We start from the raw sequence: 17455 nt of genomic DNA on the forward strand, positions 1-17455 counted from the left end.
CAATAGCATCAGCGACAGTGATCAGCGTTATTACTGCAATGCCAAGACTAATCATGGAAGCTGCAACTCGATCTCCGACCGCGATTTGCGCTATGCCTGCAATGCTGAGACTAACGGAGGTAGCTGCAATAGCATCGATGACAGTGATAAGCGCTATTTGTGTAACGCCAAAACCAACAACGGTAGCTGCGGCTCTATCTCCGACAGCGACCTGCGTGCGCAGTGTGATGCTCTGAAGCGCTAGCCTTCAGCACCGACGACGCATTGGACAAAGTTACTGCTTGAGAGATTTCGATGCCGGAAATGCTACAGTCCCGCCAAACCAAAGAGGGAACGACATGCGGATTTTGATAGCGGCGGTAGCGGTGGCGGTGCTGGCGGGGTGCGCTACGAGTCACGTTGATATTCCGAAGCCCCGCGAAACTCAAGAGTGCATGACCTACAGGTCAATGATGACCGCGCCCATGGCGCCGGATGTGATGCAACGATTGAAGGCCGCGTGCGAGCATTCGAGGTATCAGTAGCTTTTGTGGTAGCCAACCGCCCAGCTAGCGCTGGGCTTTTTGCATCTGATGGGCATGAAAAAGCCCCGCAGGCCGGGCTAGTCTTCGACTGCGTCAAGCTGCTGCTGATCGAACATCTCGCTCAGCATTCTCGCGTGCTTGCGCTGCGTGACGGAGTAGAACATTTTTCGGTCGAGCAGAATGCTCTTCATGCTATGAGCTGAAATGAGCTGCCTCGTCGGTACTGAGATCTCTACGGTCGTGCCATCGCGGGTGTCGGTCACTTCCAGCTGGTAGGACTCACTCAAGTCGCCCCGTTTGGTGTGGTCTAGGCATTTGAAGGTGAGCGTGGACATGGTGTCCCCCGTCTGATTGCAATTGTTTTTTTGTGCGTGTAATGCTGCAAAAGAAACTCTAGGGTTGCGTTTCGTCTCTTGTTGGCAGATCCCTCCACGGGCCCCCAGGTCTAAGCACATCGAGTCTATGCATGGTCATGACTCCAGCAGAGTAACTGCCAGAAACCCCAGGGAAGCCTGCCTTCTCACCATCCTTGAAGCGCCCCTCGAAGATTTGCACGACTTCACCACTTTGCGTCGCGAGATTGATTGAGATCCGCCCAGAAGGTCTGCAATGAATCATCATTATTGCGTTCGTACGGTGTCCGTTTGGTGATTCATCAAAGGCACGAACGATGCTGTACCCATCGGTTTTTCGGCAGCTGTTGGCCGGGATTGTTGCTGTCACTGCTTCTGCCCATGGCTCATCACCTGATGGAGATGGAGTGTACGTTTGCAAATGAATTCCTATCTGAGCATCTTCGGGTAGTGGAGAAGTCCAATCCTCGTATGTGTTCCTGACGCCGATAAGCGCGGGCTCGAAGTTCTTTTTTATTATGTCGGTCGTGGACTCAAGGAACGCGCCACCAACCGCAGCGATTAGCGCTATGAGGCCTTTGGAGAGGTACTTCTTGAGAGATGGCATAGTTCGCGTCCTGCGTAGGTGTGAAAAAGCCCGGCGGGCCGGGCTTGGGTCATTCGATTCTATTGTGGTGATTATCACCATAACTGAGTAGGGCGTCAGTCAGTTGGGTTAGAAAAGTCTATACGCATACTGCTGAGCTCATCAAGCGTAACCTTATAGCCTTGCTCCTCAAGGGCTCGAACAATCTTATTCAGGAACTCAAGCTTTTCCGGAGGCAATTCAGCCAGATCATAGTCCTCAAGGTCCACTACGGCCTCGGTGCTCCCGCTGCGGGCGGAAATAATAATAGATCTCTGAACATTTTCCTGGACGAATGTAGCGACATCCTTCCTCGCAAATTCTGCCAGCGAAAGGGCTCGATCTGCCGACATGTACCTATCCGGCCTTGGGGTATCTAGCGCCACGCTAACCTCAAGTCGCATGACTACTTCTGACGTGAGTGAACGTCCGTTAGATTTTGCCGCTGCTTCAAGGTCGCGCTTGAGGCTAGCTGGCATTCTGAAATTGACCTGCAGTTCTTCTTTGCTCATGCCGAGAATTCTCTAGCACTTTGCTATAGACGGCAATAAAGCAAAGTGCTTTAATCTTGGTAAAGCAAAATGCTATACGAAAAGGGGGTGGCGTAATGAGCAGGAAAGACCCGCAGTTCAACCTGAGGCTGCCGGAGGAGGTGAAGGAATGGGTGGAGCAAAACTCAAAGGAAAACTGCCGGTCCCAAACGGCCGAAATAGTTTTCTGGTTGCTGGCGGCGAAAAAGCAGCAGGAGCAGGCAGCGATAGCCTAAAACGAAGAAACCCCGGCTTGCAGGCCAGGGCTTCGGGTAACGAGATCAACTACCAGGAAGAAATCGTCATGAGCGATGTTAGCACAGCTGTATCCAATGTCATCCCCTTCAAGTTCGGCAAGCAACAGGTACGCACGCTGCTGATTGATGATCAGCCATGGTTCGTGGCGGCCGATCTTTCGTCCGCCCTGGAATACCGTATTGCCGGTGACATGACTCGAAACTTGGACGAAGACGAAAAGGGTACGCAGATTGTGCGTACCCCTGGCGGCGACCAAGAAATGCTGGTCATCAACGAGTCAGGCCTTTACTCGGCAATCCTGCGCAGCCGTAAGGCGGAAGCCAAACGCTTCAAAAAATGGGTGACCGCTGAGGTTCTTCCTGCGATTCGTAAGCACGGCCGGTATGAAGACACCCAGAGCGTCATGACGCCTATGGTTGATGAACTTCTCGGCAAGGTCGGAGCTCTTCGGCTGGGCAACGTCATGCGATGCCGTGTTGCCAAACTTGATGCTGAGCATCAGCGCAGCGCTACTGCCAAGCTGGCATCCGCACTTCACGCCCGCTTCGATGTTCCGCGCATGGAGCTGATCCCCGCCGACCAAATGGATGCAGCCTGCAATTTCGTCGCGAGCTACGCGATCGAGGGCGAATACTTACCGAAGGGCGGTAACCAATCTGTCGTCATCCCGACCGACCTTTCGGAAACCCAGCGTTACCTTATTTTCACTGACGGTTCTGGCAAGCGTCAGGTTCAGCCTGTCCCGTTCGACGCTTGCGTGATGTCGCCGACTCAGTTCCTGGCGGCCGTCACTGGATCGAATGGACTTCATGTGCCACCTGCGACGCTGTTCGACTTTGTCCTAGCGGCGATGGAGAAAGTGAAGTGGAGGGTGGCAGCATGAGCGCTTTGATGACGGTTCCTTTTCACGGTGTTGATCTGTACTTGGTTGAGCGCGACGGTCAGCCATTTGTTCCGATGAAGCCAATGGTCGAAGGGATGGGTATCGACTGGAAGAGCCAACATCGCAAATTGACCGCAAATCAAAGGCGCTGGGGGATGGTCATCATGACCACCCCTTCCGCTGGTGGTGAACAAGAAGCTGTCTGCATCCCCCTTCGCAAACTTCCAGGCTGGCTATCAACTCTTGAGCCGAATCGAGTTAAAAGCCCAATTGCCCGGCAGAAGATCGAAGAGTTCCAAGACGAGTGCGATGACGCGCTCTGGCAGTACTGGAACGACGGGCACGCTGTAAATCCGCGCTCTCAGTTGCCAGCTGCAAATGATTCAGCTGTTGAGTTCGGAAAGCTCGCTCTTGCTCACCTGCCCAACTTGGGGGATACGAGCAAGCAAGCCTTACTCAGTCATATTTCGGAACTCGCATTTGGTCAGCGTTTGATTCCACTGCCGAAGGTCGAAGAAAGCCTGAAGTTAGCAGGGGAGGTTGGCGAGCTGTTCGGAGTCAGCGCGCAGAAAATCGGCAGGCTTGCGAATCAGCATGGCTTGAAGACGGATCAATACGGCGAGATCCGTCTCGATAAGTCGAAGTACAGCGACCGTCAATGCGAGACCTTTTTCTACAATGGCGCAGCGGTAGAGCGCTTCCGGGAAATTCTCTCGCAAGGCTGATTCTTCAGCCAAGGACGGCACTCCTATGAACCCGAAGAACCCCGCCCATGCGGGGCTTTCGTGTTGCTCTCTGCTTAGTGATAAAGTCTCGCCATATCTCAATGAGGGAACAGCATGAAATTGTTGGTAGGGGTATTGGCGCTGGTATCGATGGCTGGTTGCGCAAGTGTCGGTGACACCCGTAGCAACCCACCGCTCTTATCGCTGCAATCAAGTAAGCCAGCGAAAGTTGTCGCGGAATGCATACGCGACGGCTGGCAGGGGACTACCGTGCTGGGCGCTGGAATCGGCGGGATTCTGCAAACATCTGGTGATCGCTATACGATCTTGGCGCCGGACGCTCAGGCCCCACTGCATTTGGTCGATGTCATCCCGAAAAATGGAGGTTCAAGCGTCCGCTATCACTTTTACAGAACCTGGCAGTCTCCGCTTGAGAGAGTCGTCGATGTAGTGAGGTCCTGCGCCAAATAGGCAAGGAAAACAAATAAGCCACCTCCGGGTGGTTTTTTATTATCTGGAGAAAAGCTATGGCTGCACTTGCTATCTACTACTCGCCGATGGAAACGATCCGGCTCGGGGGAATGCTGCGGCAGTTCGGAAAACAATACAGGCTTTCTATTCGTACCCCGGCAGAAGCTATAAAGGCGCTTTGTGTGCAAATCCCAGGCTTTGAAAGGTTTCTGTCTAACGCCAAGTCGAGGGGTATGGAGTTCGCTGTTTTCCGAGGAAAGAAAAACATCGGTGAGGATGAACTCTGCTTTCAGGGCAAAGGAGAAATTAGGATCGTCCCCGTCATTACCGGCTCAAAACGTGCAGGCTTGCTACAAACCATTATTGGGGTGGTGATCGTTGCTTTGGCGTGGTGGAACCCGCTTGGTTGGTCTGCCGCCACGGCACTTGCGGTCGGAATGGGAGGTGGCTCAATGGCTATTGGTGGCGCTATTCAGATGCTCAGTCCTCAAGCTGGCGGCCTGAAGATGAGTGCGGCCCCGGAAAATCAACCGTCTTACGCATTTGGATCTGCGAGAAATACCACCGCGTCCGGCAATCCCGTACCGCTTTGCGCTGGCAGACGGCGTTGGGGCGGTGCAATCATCAGTGCTGCCATTTATTCCGAAGATAAAGCCTAGAAATAGGACGTAGTACCGCACCGCCCAAGAGGCGGTTTTTTATTGCCTGGAGGAAAGCATGGGCGCAGTACGCAAGTTTGATATCCACGGCGCCAAGGGCGGGGAAGACAAGCCAAAGACGCCGACCGAGGCGCCGGACAGCCTGCGCTCTGTCGCAATTGCCAAGATGCTGATCGCCGTGGGCGAGGGTGAGTTTGAGGGCACGCCAACTGCTCACGATATTTGCCTCGACAGCACGCCACTGCAAGACCCTCAGGGCAATATGAACTTCCCGAATGTGAAATGGGAGTGGCGAACCGGCGCAGTAGATCAAGCCTCGATTGGCGGAATTCCTTCAGTCGAAAACGAGACCACGATCAGCACAGAATTGCGCAGCGGCACACCCTGGGTGCGCGCCATAAGCAACACTCAGCTTTCTGCTGTTCGTGTGCGGTTCGCGTGGCCAGCCCTTCAATCCGTTGACTCTGGCGGCAACATTAATGGCTACCGAATCGAATACAAGGTCGAACTGGCCACCGACGGCGGCGCCTACCAGCAAGTTCTGAGCGAGGCTGTTGACGGCAAGACCACCAGCACCTACGAGCGTACACGCCGCATTGACTTGCCCAGAGCGACAACTGGTTGGCTAATGCGCATCACCCGTCTGACGATCAACCAAAACAACAACAAAATCTCCGACACCATGCAGATCGCCGGGTTTACCGAGGTGATTGACGCAAAGATTCGTTACCCGAACACAGCCCTGCTCTACATCGAGTTCTCGGCCGAGCAGTTCCGCAATATCCCGGCGGTCACCGTTGAATGTGATGGTCGAAAGTGGCAGGTGCCAAGCAACTACGATCCGCGCTCCCGCAGCTACACCGGAATTTGGGACGGTACGTTCAAGGAGGCGTGGACGGATAATCCTGTCTGGCACACCTACGGCATCACTACAAACGATCGGTTCGGCCTTGGTCGGCGCATTAAGCCGTGGATGGTCGATATTTGGGAGTTGTATCGGGTTTCCCAATACTGCGACCAGCTGGTGCCGGACGGTAAAGGTGGCCAGGAGCCGCGATTCATCTGCAACCTGAACCTGCAGAGCAAAGCTGACGCTTGGTCGCTACTGCGCGACATCTCGGCTATCTACCGGGGCATGACCTACTGGGCTCAGGGCCAGGTGTTCACCCTTTCGGATATGCCGCGCGCCACGGACTTCGATTTCGCCTATACCCGGGCAAACGTACTCGATGGCAAGTTCACCTACTCCAGCGCGTCGGAGCGCACCCGGTATACGCGCGCTCTGGTCAGCTACGACAACCCGCAGAACAACTACGACACCGACGTCACGGCTGTCACCGATCAGAAGCTACAGCGGCGTTACGGCGACAATCCGCTGGAGATCAGTGCTATCGGATGCACCCGCGAGTCGGAGGCGCAGCGCCGCGGTAAGTGGGCGTTGCTCACCAACTCCAAGGATCGAGCCGTTACCTTCAAGGTTGGCCTCGACGGGCGCATCCCGCTGCCTGGCTACGTGATCCCGATCGCCGACGAACTCCTGGCCGGTCGGCCGGTGGGCGGGCGCATCTCTGCGGTGAATGGCAAAGTCATCACTCTCGACCGCGACACCCAGGCCAAGCCCGGTGATCGCCTGATCCTCAACCTCCCCGACGGCAAGTGCGAGGGCCGCACAGTGCAACTGGTCAGTGGCCGGCAGGTAACGGTTACCGTTGCGTATTCCGTAGCGCCGGAGCGTGAACTAGTGTGGGCGCTGGATGCTGACGACCTGGCAATTCCACTGTACCGCGTGGTCAGCGTCGCCCGGCCAGAGCCTGGTGTGTTCGAGATATCGGCGGTGCAGTACGACCCGAGCAAGTTTGCGCACATCGACACCGGCGCGCGCCTGGAAGAACGGCCGATTAGCGTTATCCCGATCACCGTAGTTCCGGCGCCGGCCAGCGTCACGCTGACGTCGAGCTACGCGGTGAATCAGGGCATCGCCATCAGCACCATGAACATCTCGTGGCCCGCTGTTGCTGGAGCGGTCGCCTATGATGTGGAGTGGCGCAAGGACAGCGGCAACTGGATCAAGGTGCAGCGCACCGGCTCCACCAGCGTGGATATTACCGGCATCTACTCGGGCTCCTATCTGGCGCGGGTTCGGTCAGTGAGCGCCTTCGAGATCTCTTCCATCTGGAAAAGCTCCAACCTGACCAACCTCGAAGGCAAAACCGGCCTTCCGCCGGCGGTGTCGTTCTTGACCACCACCAGCCTGGTCTACGGCATCGGCATTCAGTGGGGATTCCCACCCGGCGCCGAGGACACCCAGCGGACGGAACTCTGGTACAGCCAATCGCCGGACCAGACGACCGCGATCAAACTGAGCGACTTCAGCTACCCACAGGCCAAGCACGAAATGCAGAACATCCTGGCGGGCGCGAGCTTCTTCTTCTGGGCTCGCTTGGTCGACCGTACTGGCAACATCGGGCCTTTCTTTCCCGTTACCGGCGCTGTGAATGGTCGGGCCAGCGCGGACCAGACCGAGTACGACAAGCATTTCGCGGACAAGATCGGCAAGGGGGCGCTCTACCAGAGCCTGCGCGAGGAGATCGAGATGATCACTGGCGATGGGCCTGGCTCGGTCAATGATCGCTTGGACAAGGCCAAGCAAGAGCTGGAATCCCTGATCTCTGAAGTGGTCGATGCTCTGGAGTATCTCTCCACAAAGACTTACGCCAAGGGCGACATGGTTCGGGTAGGGCATCAGCTGTTCCAGGCGACCACCGCGGTACCGGTCGACACCGCACCGCCGAACGCCAATTACTGGTTCAATCTGGGCACCATCGCCGAAACCAACGCAGCCATGGCCCTGGAGATCAGCAAGAACACGGCTTCTATTGAGGAGGTCGACGGGAAGATCACGGCCACGGCCGAGAAACTGGACGGCGTTTACGTGCTGGTTAAGCCCGACTCGGCGGGTTCGGAGGAGGGCAGTGCCGGCGACAGCACTTCATCCGCTGGCGCCTGGTCGCTGATGTCGGCCATTGCTGAGCGGGATTTTGCACAGTCTGTCAGGACCGACTTGCTGGAAGCCAAGGTGGGGGAGAACGCCGCGAGCATTCTCGACGTAGCGAGGGCTTCCGCGACCGCAACTTCGGCATTGGCTGAAAGGGTTACGACGATGGGGGCCAAGGTCGACAAAAATGAGGCGGCCTTCAAGTCTGAAACCACTGCGCTGGCCGATGCGGATAAGGCACTGAGCGAGAAAATCGAAACCGTGCAGGCGGTCTCGGGTGAAAACACAGCAGCGATCAAGCAGACGAGCCAGGCCCAGGCCACCACCGACGGCAAAGTTTCAGCCATGGTTACCTTCAAGGCCGAAACGGTTGTCGGCGGTAAGAAGGTCGCTTCAGGATTTTCATTTGGCTCGGATGGCGAACAGGCAGAGTTCCTTATCTTTGCGCAGCGCTTTGCTGTAGTAGATGAAGTAAGCGGCGCTGTTGTCCCCATGTTCGTCGTTCAGAACAACCAAGTGTTTATCAGTCAGGCAATCATCAATAAGGCGCTGATTCAAGAGATTATCGCGAGTATGTCTATTAAGTCCGAGGCAGTAGATGCCCAAGGGCAGCCATTAATAGACATCAACTTTGTGACGGGCCAATTCATCGTTCGCGGCCAGCGCGGGAACATCTCGAACACCCTGGATAACATGGGCATGAGAACGTACCAAGGCGCGACGCTTCGATTCCGCTCGGGTATGTGGGAGCAATAACACTATGGCGTTCGTAGCGGGCGCCCAAACCTTCGACGAGACCGGGCGACTGTCGGTTGACATCCTCGCCCGTTACGGGAGGTTCTTGGGCTCAATCGAGATTGTATTACCTGGCGGGTACGCTAACCGTTTCCAGGCGGGCACGGTGAGCATCGGGCATCTTGCCGGTGGTGGTACGCCGTTTTACTACTACCTGGCTCGTGGCTACTTCGCGTGTCCATTCCCACCCGAGGTGACATTTAGCGGGGCGCAGTTGAACTGGCGATTTGTCAGAACTGGAGAAACTGATGCGGCCAACGGGTATATGAACTACGAGCCGAGCAATGGCACGCTTTATTACGGGGTGATGTGATGGTCTGGGTTAGCGGCGCCCAAATCATGAATGGGCCTGAAGGCCAGGTGAGCGTCGACAGCTCATATCAAAACCTTGTCCTGAAGTATCGGCGGGCAATCGCTGGCGAATCGTTCATACCCCAGCCGAACGCGGCTGTCGGCGGCATATTTGAGACAACTCTACATTTTCCGCTTAGCGGGTTTCCGCTCGTGTTCATCAAGAGCGACAGTCTCGTTTGTCACGTTATCAACCCCAGTGCAAATACTCTGACCATTAAGCTCTTTTCAGAGATGGCCAGACCGTCCGGCAACGTGGAGCTCTTGATATTCGCGCAGTGGGACGCCCCGCCAGGGAAGGTCGGAATACAGGCCTACACCGAGGCCGGCAAGCTCATGTACGACGCAGCCTGGCCAGTGATGAGGATACGCCAGAAGTTCGACATCGGCTCGGATACAGCCGGCAACTGGCAGGCGCAAGCACTAGAGGTAAGCAACGCGGCAATTGCCATCACGCACGCCCGCTACACAATCCAGACCAGTACCGTCGCGGGTGTGGTGCGGGCTGTTGGGAGCCGCGTTGCCGGGCGAACTGCGTTCTTCGCGGGCGTAGGATTCGCCACCGGGCCTGGTACCGGGATGTCCTTGCTCCTGCAAATAAACAAGGGGCCAAGTACATGCTTGGCCGTCGATGTCAGCGAGTACCCCCCGGCCCCCTTTGGCTAAGCGACAACACTCGCGCCAGTGATAAGCCACTTTTAACTTGGAGCAAACCATGGCAAGACAAGAAATTATCCTCGGTATGCCGCCGCAAGGTCTGGGCGGCGATCCGCCCCGAACGGCAAGCATGAAGATCAATGCCATGACCACTGAGATTTATGACGGTCTCGGCAAGTCAGTTAAAAAGGGTGACTTCGGCGTAGGTGGCGACACATCACCAGATTACCCTGACGGCAACTTCGGCAACGCCTCTACAGGCGGCCTTTACCGCTGGAACAACGCCACTGCCGGGGCGCCAATCCCCAACAGCTACGGGACAACGCTTCGCGGCGCATATCATATTTCAACGGGCAGCTGGACAGAGCTTGTGCAGTCAATGGTTGAGCCTCGCGCCTGGCTTAGGGGAAGCATTAACGCCTCGGCAACTTCATTTGCAGAAGTGCACACCACGTACAACTCGCAAAAGGACCCAGCTCTTAGCACTGGCGGCTTGATGTTTACGACTACTGTAAGTGGCTGGGTCGTTGAAAAATATGCCAGCGGAGCAATAATGCTGACGGGAAACTCGGCCACGGCTCAACTTGCGGCTAACGCAATATCGGCCCATTCGTTTGCGGTGCCTTCTGTTCTCATATCTGGAGAGACAACAAACATTAGTTGCAATCTGATCCCGCGCAGCTCTATAGATTGCGGCACGGCGTTTGAGTATATAAGTGGCACAACTCTTGGCGTTATTCAAATTCGTAATGGTGCTACGCCTCAAATATTAGACTTACGCATTAAGATTGTAGGGCGGTGGAAATAATGAAAATCAAACTATGGCCCGACCTTGTGGAGTGGCCGCTTGAGGCTTCCGTAAGCGGCGACAAGCTCACGCTTAACGGCGAGGTCTTTGACTTCTCTCAGCTGAAGGAGGGGTTCTTACTGCCATCAACGGCGGTCGACTCTCGATTCTTTGTTGAAACCGAGATGATTCAACGAGTAGGCGGCGAAGTCTGCATAACCATCCGGCTACCAGTTACGCACGAGACCGCCGAAGAGATACGTAACCCGGCAGAATCTATAGTCCTACAGATTAAGCGCGGCAAGGTTAAGTTCCCAGACACATGTGCGCCAAAGGAGGTCGAGAAAAATGATTGATTTTAGCCAGGCTATAGCGATTCCGCGCCCTTACGATCAGGCGTTCGATCAGGCTTACACCGAATCTGTGGCGTACCTAAAAGAGACCGACTGGCAAGTGATCGCCATGTACGAGCGCAAGCGCGCGATCCCTGACGAGGTCCAGGCAAAGCGCAAGGCAGCTCTCGACGTTGTGACTGCCGAGCCTGCCACCAAGACCTAATCGCAACCCGAACACCGATGCCCGCCTTGAGCGGGTTTTTTATTGCCTGGAGAAAAGTATGCCGATCACCGAGCAGCAGTTGCTGGAGATCCTCCCGAACGCCGGCCGCCAAGCTGGCGTTTTTGTTCCTGTACTGAATACGGCCATGGCCAAGTACGGAATCGTCACGCAGCTGCGCATTGCTGCGTTCATCGCCCAGGTCGGGCATGAGTCGGGTCATTTTCGGTGGGTGCGCGAGATATGGGGCCCCACGGCGCAGCAGGCTGGCTATGAAGACCGCGCCGATCTGGGCAACACCGTGAAGGGAGATGGCTCGAAGTACCGTGGCCGCGGCCTGATTCAGATCACCGGTCGGGCGAACTACGCGGCGTGCGGCGAAGCCCTGGGCCTTGACCTGCTCAATAAGCCGATGCTGCTCGAGCTGCCACAGAACGCCGCGATGTCGGCGGCGTGGTTCTGGTCAACGAAAGCGCTTAATGCCCTGGCCGACGCGGGCGATTTTGTGAAGATCACCCGCCGTATCAATGGCGGTATCAATGGGCTGGAAGATCGCCTGCAGTTGTGGGAGCGGGCGAAAAAGGTGCTGGCATGACATCCGGTCAGATCCTGCTGGCTGTTTTCATCGGCTTTGGCGGCGCTTGGCAGGTTCAAGACTGGCGAATGGGCACCGAGCAACTCGCAGAGCAGGGTGCCGCACAGCAGAAGGCGCTGGACTTAATCATCGGCGAGGCCTGGAGTCAGCAGAGGGCCGAGCAGGACAAACGCCTGGCCACCGAGCAGCAGCTCGCCGCCCAGGACCAACAACACACTCGAGAACTGTCCGATGCCCAACATAACCAAGCTCTACTGCGCGACCGCCTTGCTACTGCTGATGTGCGGCTGTCAGTCCTTCTCGACGCAGCGGATCCAGCCAGTGGTTGCAACGTGCCTACGGCCGCCAGCGCCGTCGGCGTGGTTCATGCAGCCCGTCGAGCCCAACTTGACCCAGCGCATGCTCAACGAATTCTCGCCATTACCGGTGACGGGGATAGCGCCGTAATCGCGCTGCGGGCGTGCCAGGCGTACGTCAGGGCTGTGGCTCGTTGACACTCTTGAGCTCCGTCAGAAGCCGCTGATTCTCCCTGAGCAGGTAATCGCGCTGCTCGGCGACGAGCTTTATACCTAGGATGGCGGGCTCGGAACATCGCTCTTTCAGCTCGCTGATTTCCGCCTGAGCGGCCTTAAGGACTGCCTGCGCCTCGGCCTTGCCGGTGACCAGCGCGTCGTTCATCTGGACCAGCCCGGCGATGTTCTTCCGTGCCCTGCGCAGCAGTGCCTGTGTCTCGGTAAGTTCATCCTCGAGCAGAGAGCATTGGTGCTTGTACATTTCCAGGGGCGTAGGGCATCCAAGCCACGCAGAGGTGTCTTCGTCAATGGGGTGCATCTTGAGGTAATCCGAGTGCTGTATGCGTGTACAGTAATCGAGGTTTGAGCATGACGCGATTTGAGGCGACGAGAGGCGTGTTGCCGCTGACCGAAAACTGACCCAGTGGGTCAGTTTTCAATCAGAGCCAACACTTATAGATACTGCGACTGCAAAACAGTAACAGTCACCTTTGCCGCCACCGACAGTGGCGCCTAAGCAATGTTTTTGTGACTCGCCTCATGCGCGAGACGAATTTGGACACAAATATCCAATTGCGTCAGTGCGGCAGTCAGTGTTTTCATTTTTGTTTGAGGAAACGGAGGGAGAGTGCCGCGTGTACAAAAAATCTTTAAAACTTGTTTTGTTAGCTGCTTGTCTTGCGACTTTTTCAAACGGGGTGTTGGCGGGCGCCCAAGGTAGTGTTGTTGAGGTAGGAGGCTGGAAGAGTGCCTTTGATAAACTCAATACCAATGGCACCATTATCATCAAAGATGAGCGGGACAATCAAAGCAAAACATTCATCTACAACAAGGAACGCTCGATGGAGCGTTTTACACCCGCTTCAACTTTTAAAATACCTCATACGCTATTTGCTCTCGATTTCGGCGTGGTTCGTGATGAGTTCCAAATTTTTAAATGGGATGGAGAAAAGCATGAAATTCCTTCCCACAATGCAGACCAAAATTTAAGATCCGCAATGAGGCACTCCGCCTTGTGGGTGTATCGTGGGTTTGCTAAGGATATCGGTAAGGAAAAAGCAACAACTTACTTGAAAAGTATCAGTTACGGGAATCAAGATGCAAGCGTAAAAAAACGTGATTATTGGGTTAACGGCGGGCTGGAAGTTTCAGCGCAAGAGCAGATCGACTTTCTTGAGAAGCTTTACAGGAATCAACTGCCTTTCAAGGTTGAGCACCAGCTTCTGACAAAAGATATCATGGTGATTGAGGCAGGCCGTGAATGGATTATCCGCTCTAAAACCGGGCTTGGGAGCCAAGTAGGTTGGTGGGTCGGCTGGATAGAATGGCCAGCAGGCCCGGTTTTCTTTGCTTTGAATATCGACACCCCTCATAGAATGGCCGATGCTCACAAAAGAGAAGAAATTGGTCGGATGCTATTGAAGGCGGTTGGCGCATTACCTCCAACTCAAGTGGTGACAACGCAATAACTAATTCCCCTAAGTAGTGATAGGGATGTCATCTCTTATAAACTCACACTGAACTGATCATACAGGTTGTTTTATGCCGAAATTACTGGGCAGCCAGCCTCTGGCTATTTTGTGCTTTATGTCTTTTTGCACTATAAGCGTTGCACAAGCTGCGGTAGAGGAGGTTGTTCGTCACCGCGTCGCGAACTCAACCATTCCTGTCGCCGCTGCCGTTGAAGTACCTGGTTCCGTTTCAACGATATACCTGTCAGGAAAGCTTCCTCCGGTGCAAGACCCCAGCCAGAGTCTGACTAGCCCACTTGCTTATGGTGGGGACACAAAAGGACAGACGATAGCAGTTTTAAAAGCGATAGAGAAAAGTCTGAGCGATATTGGGCTGGGATTAGGGGATGTGGTCAAACTGCAAGTTTTCTTGGTGGGTGACCCAGCCAAGAATAACAAAATGGATATGGAGGGCTTTATGGAAGGTTATGTACAGTTTTTCGGAACAAAAGATCAGCCCAATGTACCCGCTCGCTCTGTACTGAAAATCGCTGGGCTGCCCAATGACGCGTGGCGAGTAGAGATTGAAGCGGTGGCTGTGCGCCAAAAAAACTTGTAAATAGCGAAAATACATACGTCTTGAATATGAAAAAGTGTGTCTTGGTAACCGGAGGAAGTCGCGGAATAGGCTTCGCAGCGGCGCAATACTTTGCATCTCGCGGTATGGACTTAATACTGCTGTCCAGAGATCTAGACAGTCTTCAGCTCGCGCGCTCAAGGATAGTCTCTGCCTACCCAGGAACTATTGTAAAGATTCATGCTGTCGACATGAGGAATCCTCAAGAGGTGGATAAAGAAATGGTGAGGCTTCTCAGAGAAAATCCTCCTGTCGATATTCTGGTTAACTCTGCAGGTGTATTGGAGGTCGGCCGGACTTCATTCATCGTAGAAACTTTGAGTGCTATGCAATCAATAAATGTTATTTCAACAATCTTAGTTACGAATCACGTTGCTGAACAGATGAAGCAAAGGAATTCAGGGCATATTTTTACGATGGCTTCGCTCGCGGGCGTACAGAACAAAGGAAAACTGGCGGCTTATGCGTCTTCAAAGGCCGCCATCATCAGTTACAGCGATGCATTATATAAGGATCTACTGCAATTCAATGTAAATGTTACGTGCCTATGTCCCAGCGTCGTGAATACGGACATGACGAATGATGGAGTAATCAGCAATTCAGATAAAATCCAGGTCGAGGATATTGTTATGGCTATTAATTTTGTTCTGTCCCTAGGCGATAACGCCCTTGTGCCCAAATTGGACATGCACTGCAAGGTTTTAGCGTGCAAGGCAGCGCATCTATAGTTTGGGCGGGTGTCGCCCCTTGCGATCGGGTGAGTAACTGTAGCCAAAATCATCGATATGCTGACTGTCCGCTATTGGCCGAGGCTGTGTAAAAACAGTTTTGAGCGTGACCGCTACTCAAAACCGGACTGAAAATCGCGTTTCTACGCGAAATCCACATCTGCTGACGTGCCGATAAATTTCAGATTTAACGTAGACGCGCACACTTCAATTTTGGCGAAGCGTTTTTACACACTCTGGGCCGATTATAGCCGTCTGCGACTAGCAGCTTTTCGCCGAATGTGGTGATACGGTGCGCTTCATGAATTTTGGTTTTTTTGGGGGGCTGTGTTCGGTCGGCAGGACGCCGGGGAGGACGAAATCGTTTCCGCAACCTGATGCGCGCCCCTTGATCTGCGAGGCGTACAGGTCAGCTAAAAATGTCCATTTGCGGAAATGATAAATAGCTAAGGTATTGATTTGTTTAGTTAAATCGGCAGTCTTGAAAACCGGCGAACGTTAGTAACGTTCCTAGGGTTCGAATCCCTGGTTTTCCACCAAGATTTACACGGAAGCCTCGCGAAAGCGGGGCTTTTGCGTTTCTGAGGTTTGGGGGCGACGTTGGGCAAAACGGCACGAGTTCCGAAACTTGCCTATTTGGAGGGCTTGGCTGTCGCACCGATCCTCCGGTAAATCCTCTTTGTGATCTCGCGTTTGCTGTGCCCGGACAGAAGGCTTGGACTGCCCCTGGCAAAGTAGACACCTCAGCGTGTATCTGCACCAGGCCGTAACCGTATGTGCATGCGGTAATCGAGGTTTGACCCCGCCGCGATTTCAGGCGACGAGAGGCAGTCAGTCCGGCGCCATTAGGACCGCCAGTGTCAGCTTGATGAACTCTTCGTTCTCGTCGATTGTATGCAGGGCGCCACGGATGTTCTCTGCCACATCAGCAGAGCCGCGCTGCTCAACCCAATTCGAGAGCTCCATGATGGAGGCCTCAAGGGCGAGTTGGTTTTCGTAAAGTTTTGAAAGTAGGGAAGGGATCAAATCTGAGTTCGGCATTGGTGTTCCTCCAGAGAGTGAACAGCTTAGCATTTGGTACTGCTAACCCCGCTCCAAAATTATGAATGTCCGCCCTCGTCCAAAAGCAGTCGCTCGCCATTAGCTCCTTCGGACCCGTAATAGCCGTTCGCACTCTGTGCGAGATTCTGACTTAGCGATGGCCTGCTTTTGTTTAAATGCGCGCTCAATCTTTCCTCTAGTACGCTAGCGCTCTGATGTGCGAGCAGGAGTCGATCCTGCATCCAAGTGAGAGCGGTCCACTCTATATAATATTAGGTAACAATAAAGTCATATTTATTGTTGGTCATAGAATGGCCTGTTACGGCTACTACTTGCAATATCTGCAAAAAAGCTTATTGGTGTTGAGGCGGAACATTGAATTTATTGAGGGCTTTTTAATAAGATCTTCGATCCTCTATGTCTCTCAAGCCAAAGTGACTGATCGTAATTGCCTGTAATTTATAACCTATAAAATTACAATAGGCTGACACAGAGGGCTGAATAAAAAAAGGAACTTAGTGTTATTGCTTTGTAATGGCGTTAAGTCCGGACTTCCATGAAATTATAAATAGTAATTTCACGTTCTTTAAGTGCTATTTTTTATAAGCGGATGACGCTATTTCTTAGTAAAAATATCACGAGGATGTTGAGATGAATGATGTAAAAGTCTTAGTTTTGCGCACCTGCTCCAATAACATGGGCGATCACTGCGGCCTTGTCTGGCCCGTCTCGGGTGTTGTGGAATGCAAATTTTGGGAGCCTACGAGAAAGCTCGAGAATGGGCTATCCGGCTTGCTCTGGGGAAAGGGTGCGAGCAGCCAATTAAATATGCAAGCCGATGCTAGATGGGTGGTTTGTGAAGTTGCGATTGACGATATTATTCGTCTGGATATAGATGGGTGCGTTAAATTTCCCCGTGCTGAAGTGGTTCATGTCGGAACACGAAATAGTGCATTAGGGTACATTTCGAGTAACGTTTCAAACTATGCGTCATATTCAGCAGATCTGGTTGAACCATTTGCTTTTTCTGACGTGCGCCCGGAAATTAACGAAGACTCTTTCAGGCCACCGGCGGCAACAGATCAGGCGCTAAAAACGCTAGAAACAGCTGTTTATGGCAGTACGCTCACGGGCGCAAATCAGAGTCAGCTCATCGCCGGTTATGGCAGTACTGAAACCGCTGGAGATCGAAGCACCCTGATTGCGGGGTACGGGAGTACCGGAACTTCAGGTTCCGACAGTTCCATCATTGCCGGCTACGGCAGCACCCAAACCGCTGGAGAAGAAAGCTCGCTGACAGCGGGTTATGGCAGCACGCAAACG

Annotated in this window: 21 protein-coding genes and 2 pseudogenes; 18 read left to right on the forward strand and 5 right to left on the reverse strand. The window is 53.9% G+C overall.

Annotation, left to right across the window (positions count from 1 at the left end):
• A pseudogene (locus tag ACI77I_RS29665) lies at positions 1 to 244 on the forward strand (hypothetical protein); the annotation flags it as partial.
• A gap of 357 nt (positions 245 to 601) precedes the next feature.
• Here ACI77I_RS29665 and ACI77I_RS29670 read toward each other — a convergent pair.
• The 3 genes from ACI77I_RS29670 to ACI77I_RS29680 all read right to left on the reverse strand — a co-directional run bounded on the left by ACI77I_RS29670 (position 602) and on the right by ACI77I_RS29680 (position 2014).
• Positions 602 to 859: a hypothetical protein gene (locus ACI77I_RS29670; RefSeq protein ID WP_406999716.1), complete on the reverse strand. Its 258-nt coding sequence runs from the start codon at positions 857 to 859 to the stop codon at positions 602 to 604.
• A 58-nt stretch (positions 860 to 917) separates the two neighbouring features.
• Positions 918 to 1484: a hypothetical protein gene (locus ACI77I_RS29675; protein WP_406999719.1), complete on the reverse strand. Its 567-nt coding sequence runs from the start codon at positions 1482 to 1484 to the stop codon at positions 918 to 920.
• 95 nt (positions 1485 to 1579) lie between these two features.
• Positions 1580 to 2014, reverse strand: a complete 435-nt coding sequence (locus ACI77I_RS29680; protein WP_406999721.1) for an Arc family DNA-binding protein — start codon at positions 2012 to 2014, stop codon at positions 1580 to 1582.
• A gap of 95 nt (positions 2015 to 2109) precedes the next feature.
• Here ACI77I_RS29680 and ACI77I_RS29685 point away from each other — a divergent pair, with 95 nt between their 5' ends.
• From ACI77I_RS29685 to ACI77I_RS29745, 13 genes are all read left to right on the forward strand, one after another.
• Positions 2110 to 2268, forward strand: coding sequence for an Arc family DNA-binding protein (locus ACI77I_RS29685; RefSeq protein WP_406999723.1), 159 nt, complete (start codon positions 2110 to 2112; stop codon positions 2266 to 2268).
• A 68-nt stretch (positions 2269 to 2336) separates the two neighbouring features.
• Positions 2337 to 3173, forward strand: a complete 837-nt coding sequence (locus ACI77I_RS29690; protein WP_406999725.1) for a Bro-N domain-containing protein — start codon at positions 2337 to 2339, stop codon at positions 3171 to 3173.
• Entirely contained in the window at positions 3170 to 3898 is a 729-nt protein-coding gene (locus ACI77I_RS29695; RefSeq protein WP_406999727.1) for a phage antirepressor N-terminal domain-containing protein, read from the forward strand. The genes ACI77I_RS29690 and ACI77I_RS29695 overlap by 4 nt, the downstream gene beginning before the upstream one ends.
• 114 nt (positions 3899 to 4012) lie before the next feature.
• Positions 4013 to 4369, forward strand: a complete 357-nt coding sequence (locus tag ACI77I_RS29700) for a hypothetical protein (protein WP_406999730.1) — start codon at positions 4013 to 4015, stop codon at positions 4367 to 4369.
• Between the two features lie 56 nt (positions 4370 to 4425).
• Positions 4426 to 5028: a tail assembly protein gene (locus ACI77I_RS29705; RefSeq protein ID WP_017528114.1), complete on the forward strand. Its 603-nt coding sequence runs from the start codon at positions 4426 to 4428 to the stop codon at positions 5026 to 5028.
• A gap of 58 nt (positions 5029 to 5086) precedes the next feature.
• A complete protein-coding gene (locus ACI77I_RS29710) occupies positions 5087 to 8779 on the forward strand; it encodes a phage tail protein (protein ID WP_406999732.1) in 3693 nt (1230 codons plus the stop codon).
• A gap of 4 nt (positions 8780 to 8783) precedes the next feature.
• The gene (locus ACI77I_RS29715) at positions 8784 to 9131 is read left to right on the forward strand and encodes a hypothetical protein (protein WP_406999734.1); all 348 of its coding nucleotides are present in this window, start codon (positions 8784 to 8786) and stop codon (positions 9129 to 9131) included.
• 47 nt (positions 9132 to 9178) lie between these two features.
• Positions 9179 to 9835: a hypothetical protein gene (locus ACI77I_RS29720; protein WP_406999736.1), complete on the forward strand. Its 657-nt coding sequence runs from the start codon at positions 9179 to 9181 to the stop codon at positions 9833 to 9835.
• Between the two features lie 49 nt (positions 9836 to 9884).
• Complete coding sequence (locus tag ACI77I_RS29725) at positions 9885 to 10634, forward strand: hypothetical protein (protein ID WP_406999738.1); 750 nt, start codon at positions 9885 to 9887, stop codon at positions 10632 to 10634.
• Positions 10634 to 10969 (forward strand): hypothetical protein, encoded by a 336-nt coding sequence (locus tag ACI77I_RS29730; protein WP_406999740.1) that lies wholly within the window; start codon positions 10634 to 10636, stop codon positions 10967 to 10969. Before ACI77I_RS29725 ends, ACI77I_RS29730 begins: the two co-directional genes overlap by 1 nt.
• Entirely contained in the window at positions 10962 to 11171 is a 210-nt protein-coding gene (locus tag ACI77I_RS29735) for a hypothetical protein (RefSeq protein ID WP_406999742.1), read from the forward strand. The genes ACI77I_RS29730 and ACI77I_RS29735 overlap by 8 nt, the downstream gene beginning before the upstream one ends.
• A gap of 58 nt (positions 11172 to 11229) precedes the next feature.
• Positions 11230 to 11763, forward strand: coding sequence for a glycoside hydrolase family 19 protein (locus ACI77I_RS29740; protein ID WP_406999744.1), 534 nt, complete (start codon positions 11230 to 11232; stop codon positions 11761 to 11763).
• Positions 11760 to 12257 (forward strand): lysis system i-spanin subunit Rz, encoded by a 498-nt coding sequence (locus ACI77I_RS29745; RefSeq protein ID WP_406999746.1) that lies wholly within the window; start codon positions 11760 to 11762, stop codon positions 12255 to 12257. Before ACI77I_RS29740 ends, ACI77I_RS29745 begins: the two co-directional genes overlap by 4 nt.
• Here the strand turns inward: ACI77I_RS29745 and ACI77I_RS29750 are convergent.
• Entirely contained in the window at positions 12238 to 12594 is a 357-nt protein-coding gene (locus ACI77I_RS29750; RefSeq protein ID WP_406999748.1) for a hypothetical protein, read from the reverse strand. The two genes, ACI77I_RS29745 and ACI77I_RS29750, sit on opposite strands and share 20 nt — an antisense overlap.
• 343 nt (positions 12595 to 12937) lie before the next feature.
• Here ACI77I_RS29750 and blaOXA point away from each other — a divergent pair, with 343 nt between their 5' ends.
• The 3 genes from blaOXA to ACI77I_RS29765 all read left to right on the forward strand — a co-directional run bounded on the left by blaOXA (position 12938) and on the right by ACI77I_RS29765 (position 15091).
• Entirely contained in the window at positions 12938 to 13744 is an 807-nt protein-coding gene (gene blaOXA, locus ACI77I_RS29755) for a class D beta-lactamase (RefSeq protein WP_406999756.1), read from the forward strand.
• A 73-nt stretch (positions 13745 to 13817) separates the two neighbouring features.
• The gene (locus tag ACI77I_RS29760) at positions 13818 to 14345 is read left to right on the forward strand and encodes a RidA family protein (protein ID WP_406999750.1); all 528 of its coding nucleotides are present in this window, start codon (positions 13818 to 13820) and stop codon (positions 14343 to 14345) included.
• 26 nt (positions 14346 to 14371) lie between these two features.
• On the forward strand, positions 14372 to 15091 hold the full coding sequence (locus ACI77I_RS29765) for an SDR family NAD(P)-dependent oxidoreductase (RefSeq protein ID WP_406999752.1): 720 nt from the start codon (positions 14372 to 14374) through the stop codon (positions 15089 to 15091).
• 831 nt (positions 15092 to 15922) lie between these two features.
• Here ACI77I_RS29765 and ACI77I_RS29770 read toward each other — a convergent pair.
• Positions 15923 to 16132, reverse strand: a complete 210-nt coding sequence (locus ACI77I_RS29770; protein ID WP_406999754.1) for a hypothetical protein — start codon at positions 16130 to 16132, stop codon at positions 15923 to 15925.
• A 651-nt stretch (positions 16133 to 16783) separates the two neighbouring features.
• Here ACI77I_RS29770 and ACI77I_RS29775 point away from each other — a divergent pair.
• Positions 16784 to 17455, forward strand: a pseudogene (locus ACI77I_RS29775) (Ice nucleation protein); the annotation flags it as partial.

The organism is Pseudomonas sp. D47, from assembly GCF_045447305.1.
Classification (GTDB): Bacteria; Pseudomonadota; Gammaproteobacteria; order Pseudomonadales; family Pseudomonadaceae; genus Aquipseudomonas.

What these genes read in the sequence shown, in the direction of transcription:
- ACI77I_RS29730 (WP_406999740.1), top strand. Translation starts at nt 10,634, where the DNA reads ATGAAAATCAAACTATGGCCCGACCTTGTGGAGTGGCCGCTTGAGGCT.
- ACI77I_RS29675 (WP_406999719.1), bottom strand. Translation starts at nt 1,484, where the DNA reads ATGCCATCTCTCAAGAAGTACCTCTCCAAAGGCCTCATAGCGCTAATC.
- ACI77I_RS29760 (WP_406999750.1), top strand. Translation starts at nt 13,818, where the DNA reads ATGCCGAAATTACTGGGCAGCCAGCCTCTGGCTATTTTGTGCTTTATG.
- ACI77I_RS29685 (WP_406999723.1), top strand. Translation starts at nt 2,110, where the DNA reads ATGAGCAGGAAAGACCCGCAGTTCAACCTGAGGCTGCCGGAGGAGGTG.
- ACI77I_RS29705 (WP_017528114.1), top strand. Translation starts at nt 4,426, where the DNA reads ATGGCTGCACTTGCTATCTACTACTCGCCGATGGAAACGATCCGGCTC.
- ACI77I_RS29765 (WP_406999752.1), top strand. Translation starts at nt 14,372, where the DNA reads ATGAAAAAGTGTGTCTTGGTAACCGGAGGAAGTCGCGGAATAGGCTTC.
- ACI77I_RS29695 (WP_406999727.1), top strand. Translation starts at nt 3,170, where the DNA reads ATGAGCGCTTTGATGACGGTTCCTTTTCACGGTGTTGATCTGTACTTG.
- ACI77I_RS29735 (WP_406999742.1), top strand. Translation starts at nt 10,962, where the DNA reads ATGATTGATTTTAGCCAGGCTATAGCGATTCCGCGCCCTTACGATCAG.
- ACI77I_RS29740 (WP_406999744.1), top strand. Translation starts at nt 11,230, where the DNA reads ATGCCGATCACCGAGCAGCAGTTGCTGGAGATCCTCCCGAACGCCGGC.
- ACI77I_RS29670 (WP_406999716.1), bottom strand. Translation starts at nt 859, where the DNA reads ATGTCCACGCTCACCTTCAAATGCCTAGACCACACCAAACGGGGCGAC.
- ACI77I_RS29715 (WP_406999734.1), top strand. Translation starts at nt 8,784, where the DNA reads ATGGCGTTCGTAGCGGGCGCCCAAACCTTCGACGAGACCGGGCGACTG.
- ACI77I_RS29690 (WP_406999725.1), top strand. Translation starts at nt 2,337, where the DNA reads ATGAGCGATGTTAGCACAGCTGTATCCAATGTCATCCCCTTCAAGTTC.
- ACI77I_RS29725 (WP_406999738.1), top strand. Translation starts at nt 9,885, where the DNA reads ATGGCAAGACAAGAAATTATCCTCGGTATGCCGCCGCAAGGTCTGGGC.
- ACI77I_RS29745 (WP_406999746.1), top strand. Translation starts at nt 11,760, where the DNA reads ATGACATCCGGTCAGATCCTGCTGGCTGTTTTCATCGGCTTTGGCGGC.
- ACI77I_RS29750 (WP_406999748.1), bottom strand. Translation starts at nt 12,594, where the DNA reads ATGCACCCCATTGACGAAGACACCTCTGCGTGGCTTGGATGCCCTACG.
- ACI77I_RS29700 (WP_406999730.1), top strand. Translation starts at nt 4,013, where the DNA reads ATGAAATTGTTGGTAGGGGTATTGGCGCTGGTATCGATGGCTGGTTGC.
- ACI77I_RS29680 (WP_406999721.1), bottom strand. Translation starts at nt 2,014, where the DNA reads ATGAGCAAAGAAGAACTGCAGGTCAATTTCAGAATGCCAGCTAGCCTC.
- ACI77I_RS29770 (WP_406999754.1), bottom strand. Translation starts at nt 16,132, where the DNA reads ATGCCGAACTCAGATTTGATCCCTTCCCTACTTTCAAAACTTTACGAA.
- ACI77I_RS29710 (WP_406999732.1), top strand. Translation starts at nt 5,087, where the DNA reads ATGGGCGCAGTACGCAAGTTTGATATCCACGGCGCCAAGGGCGGGGAA.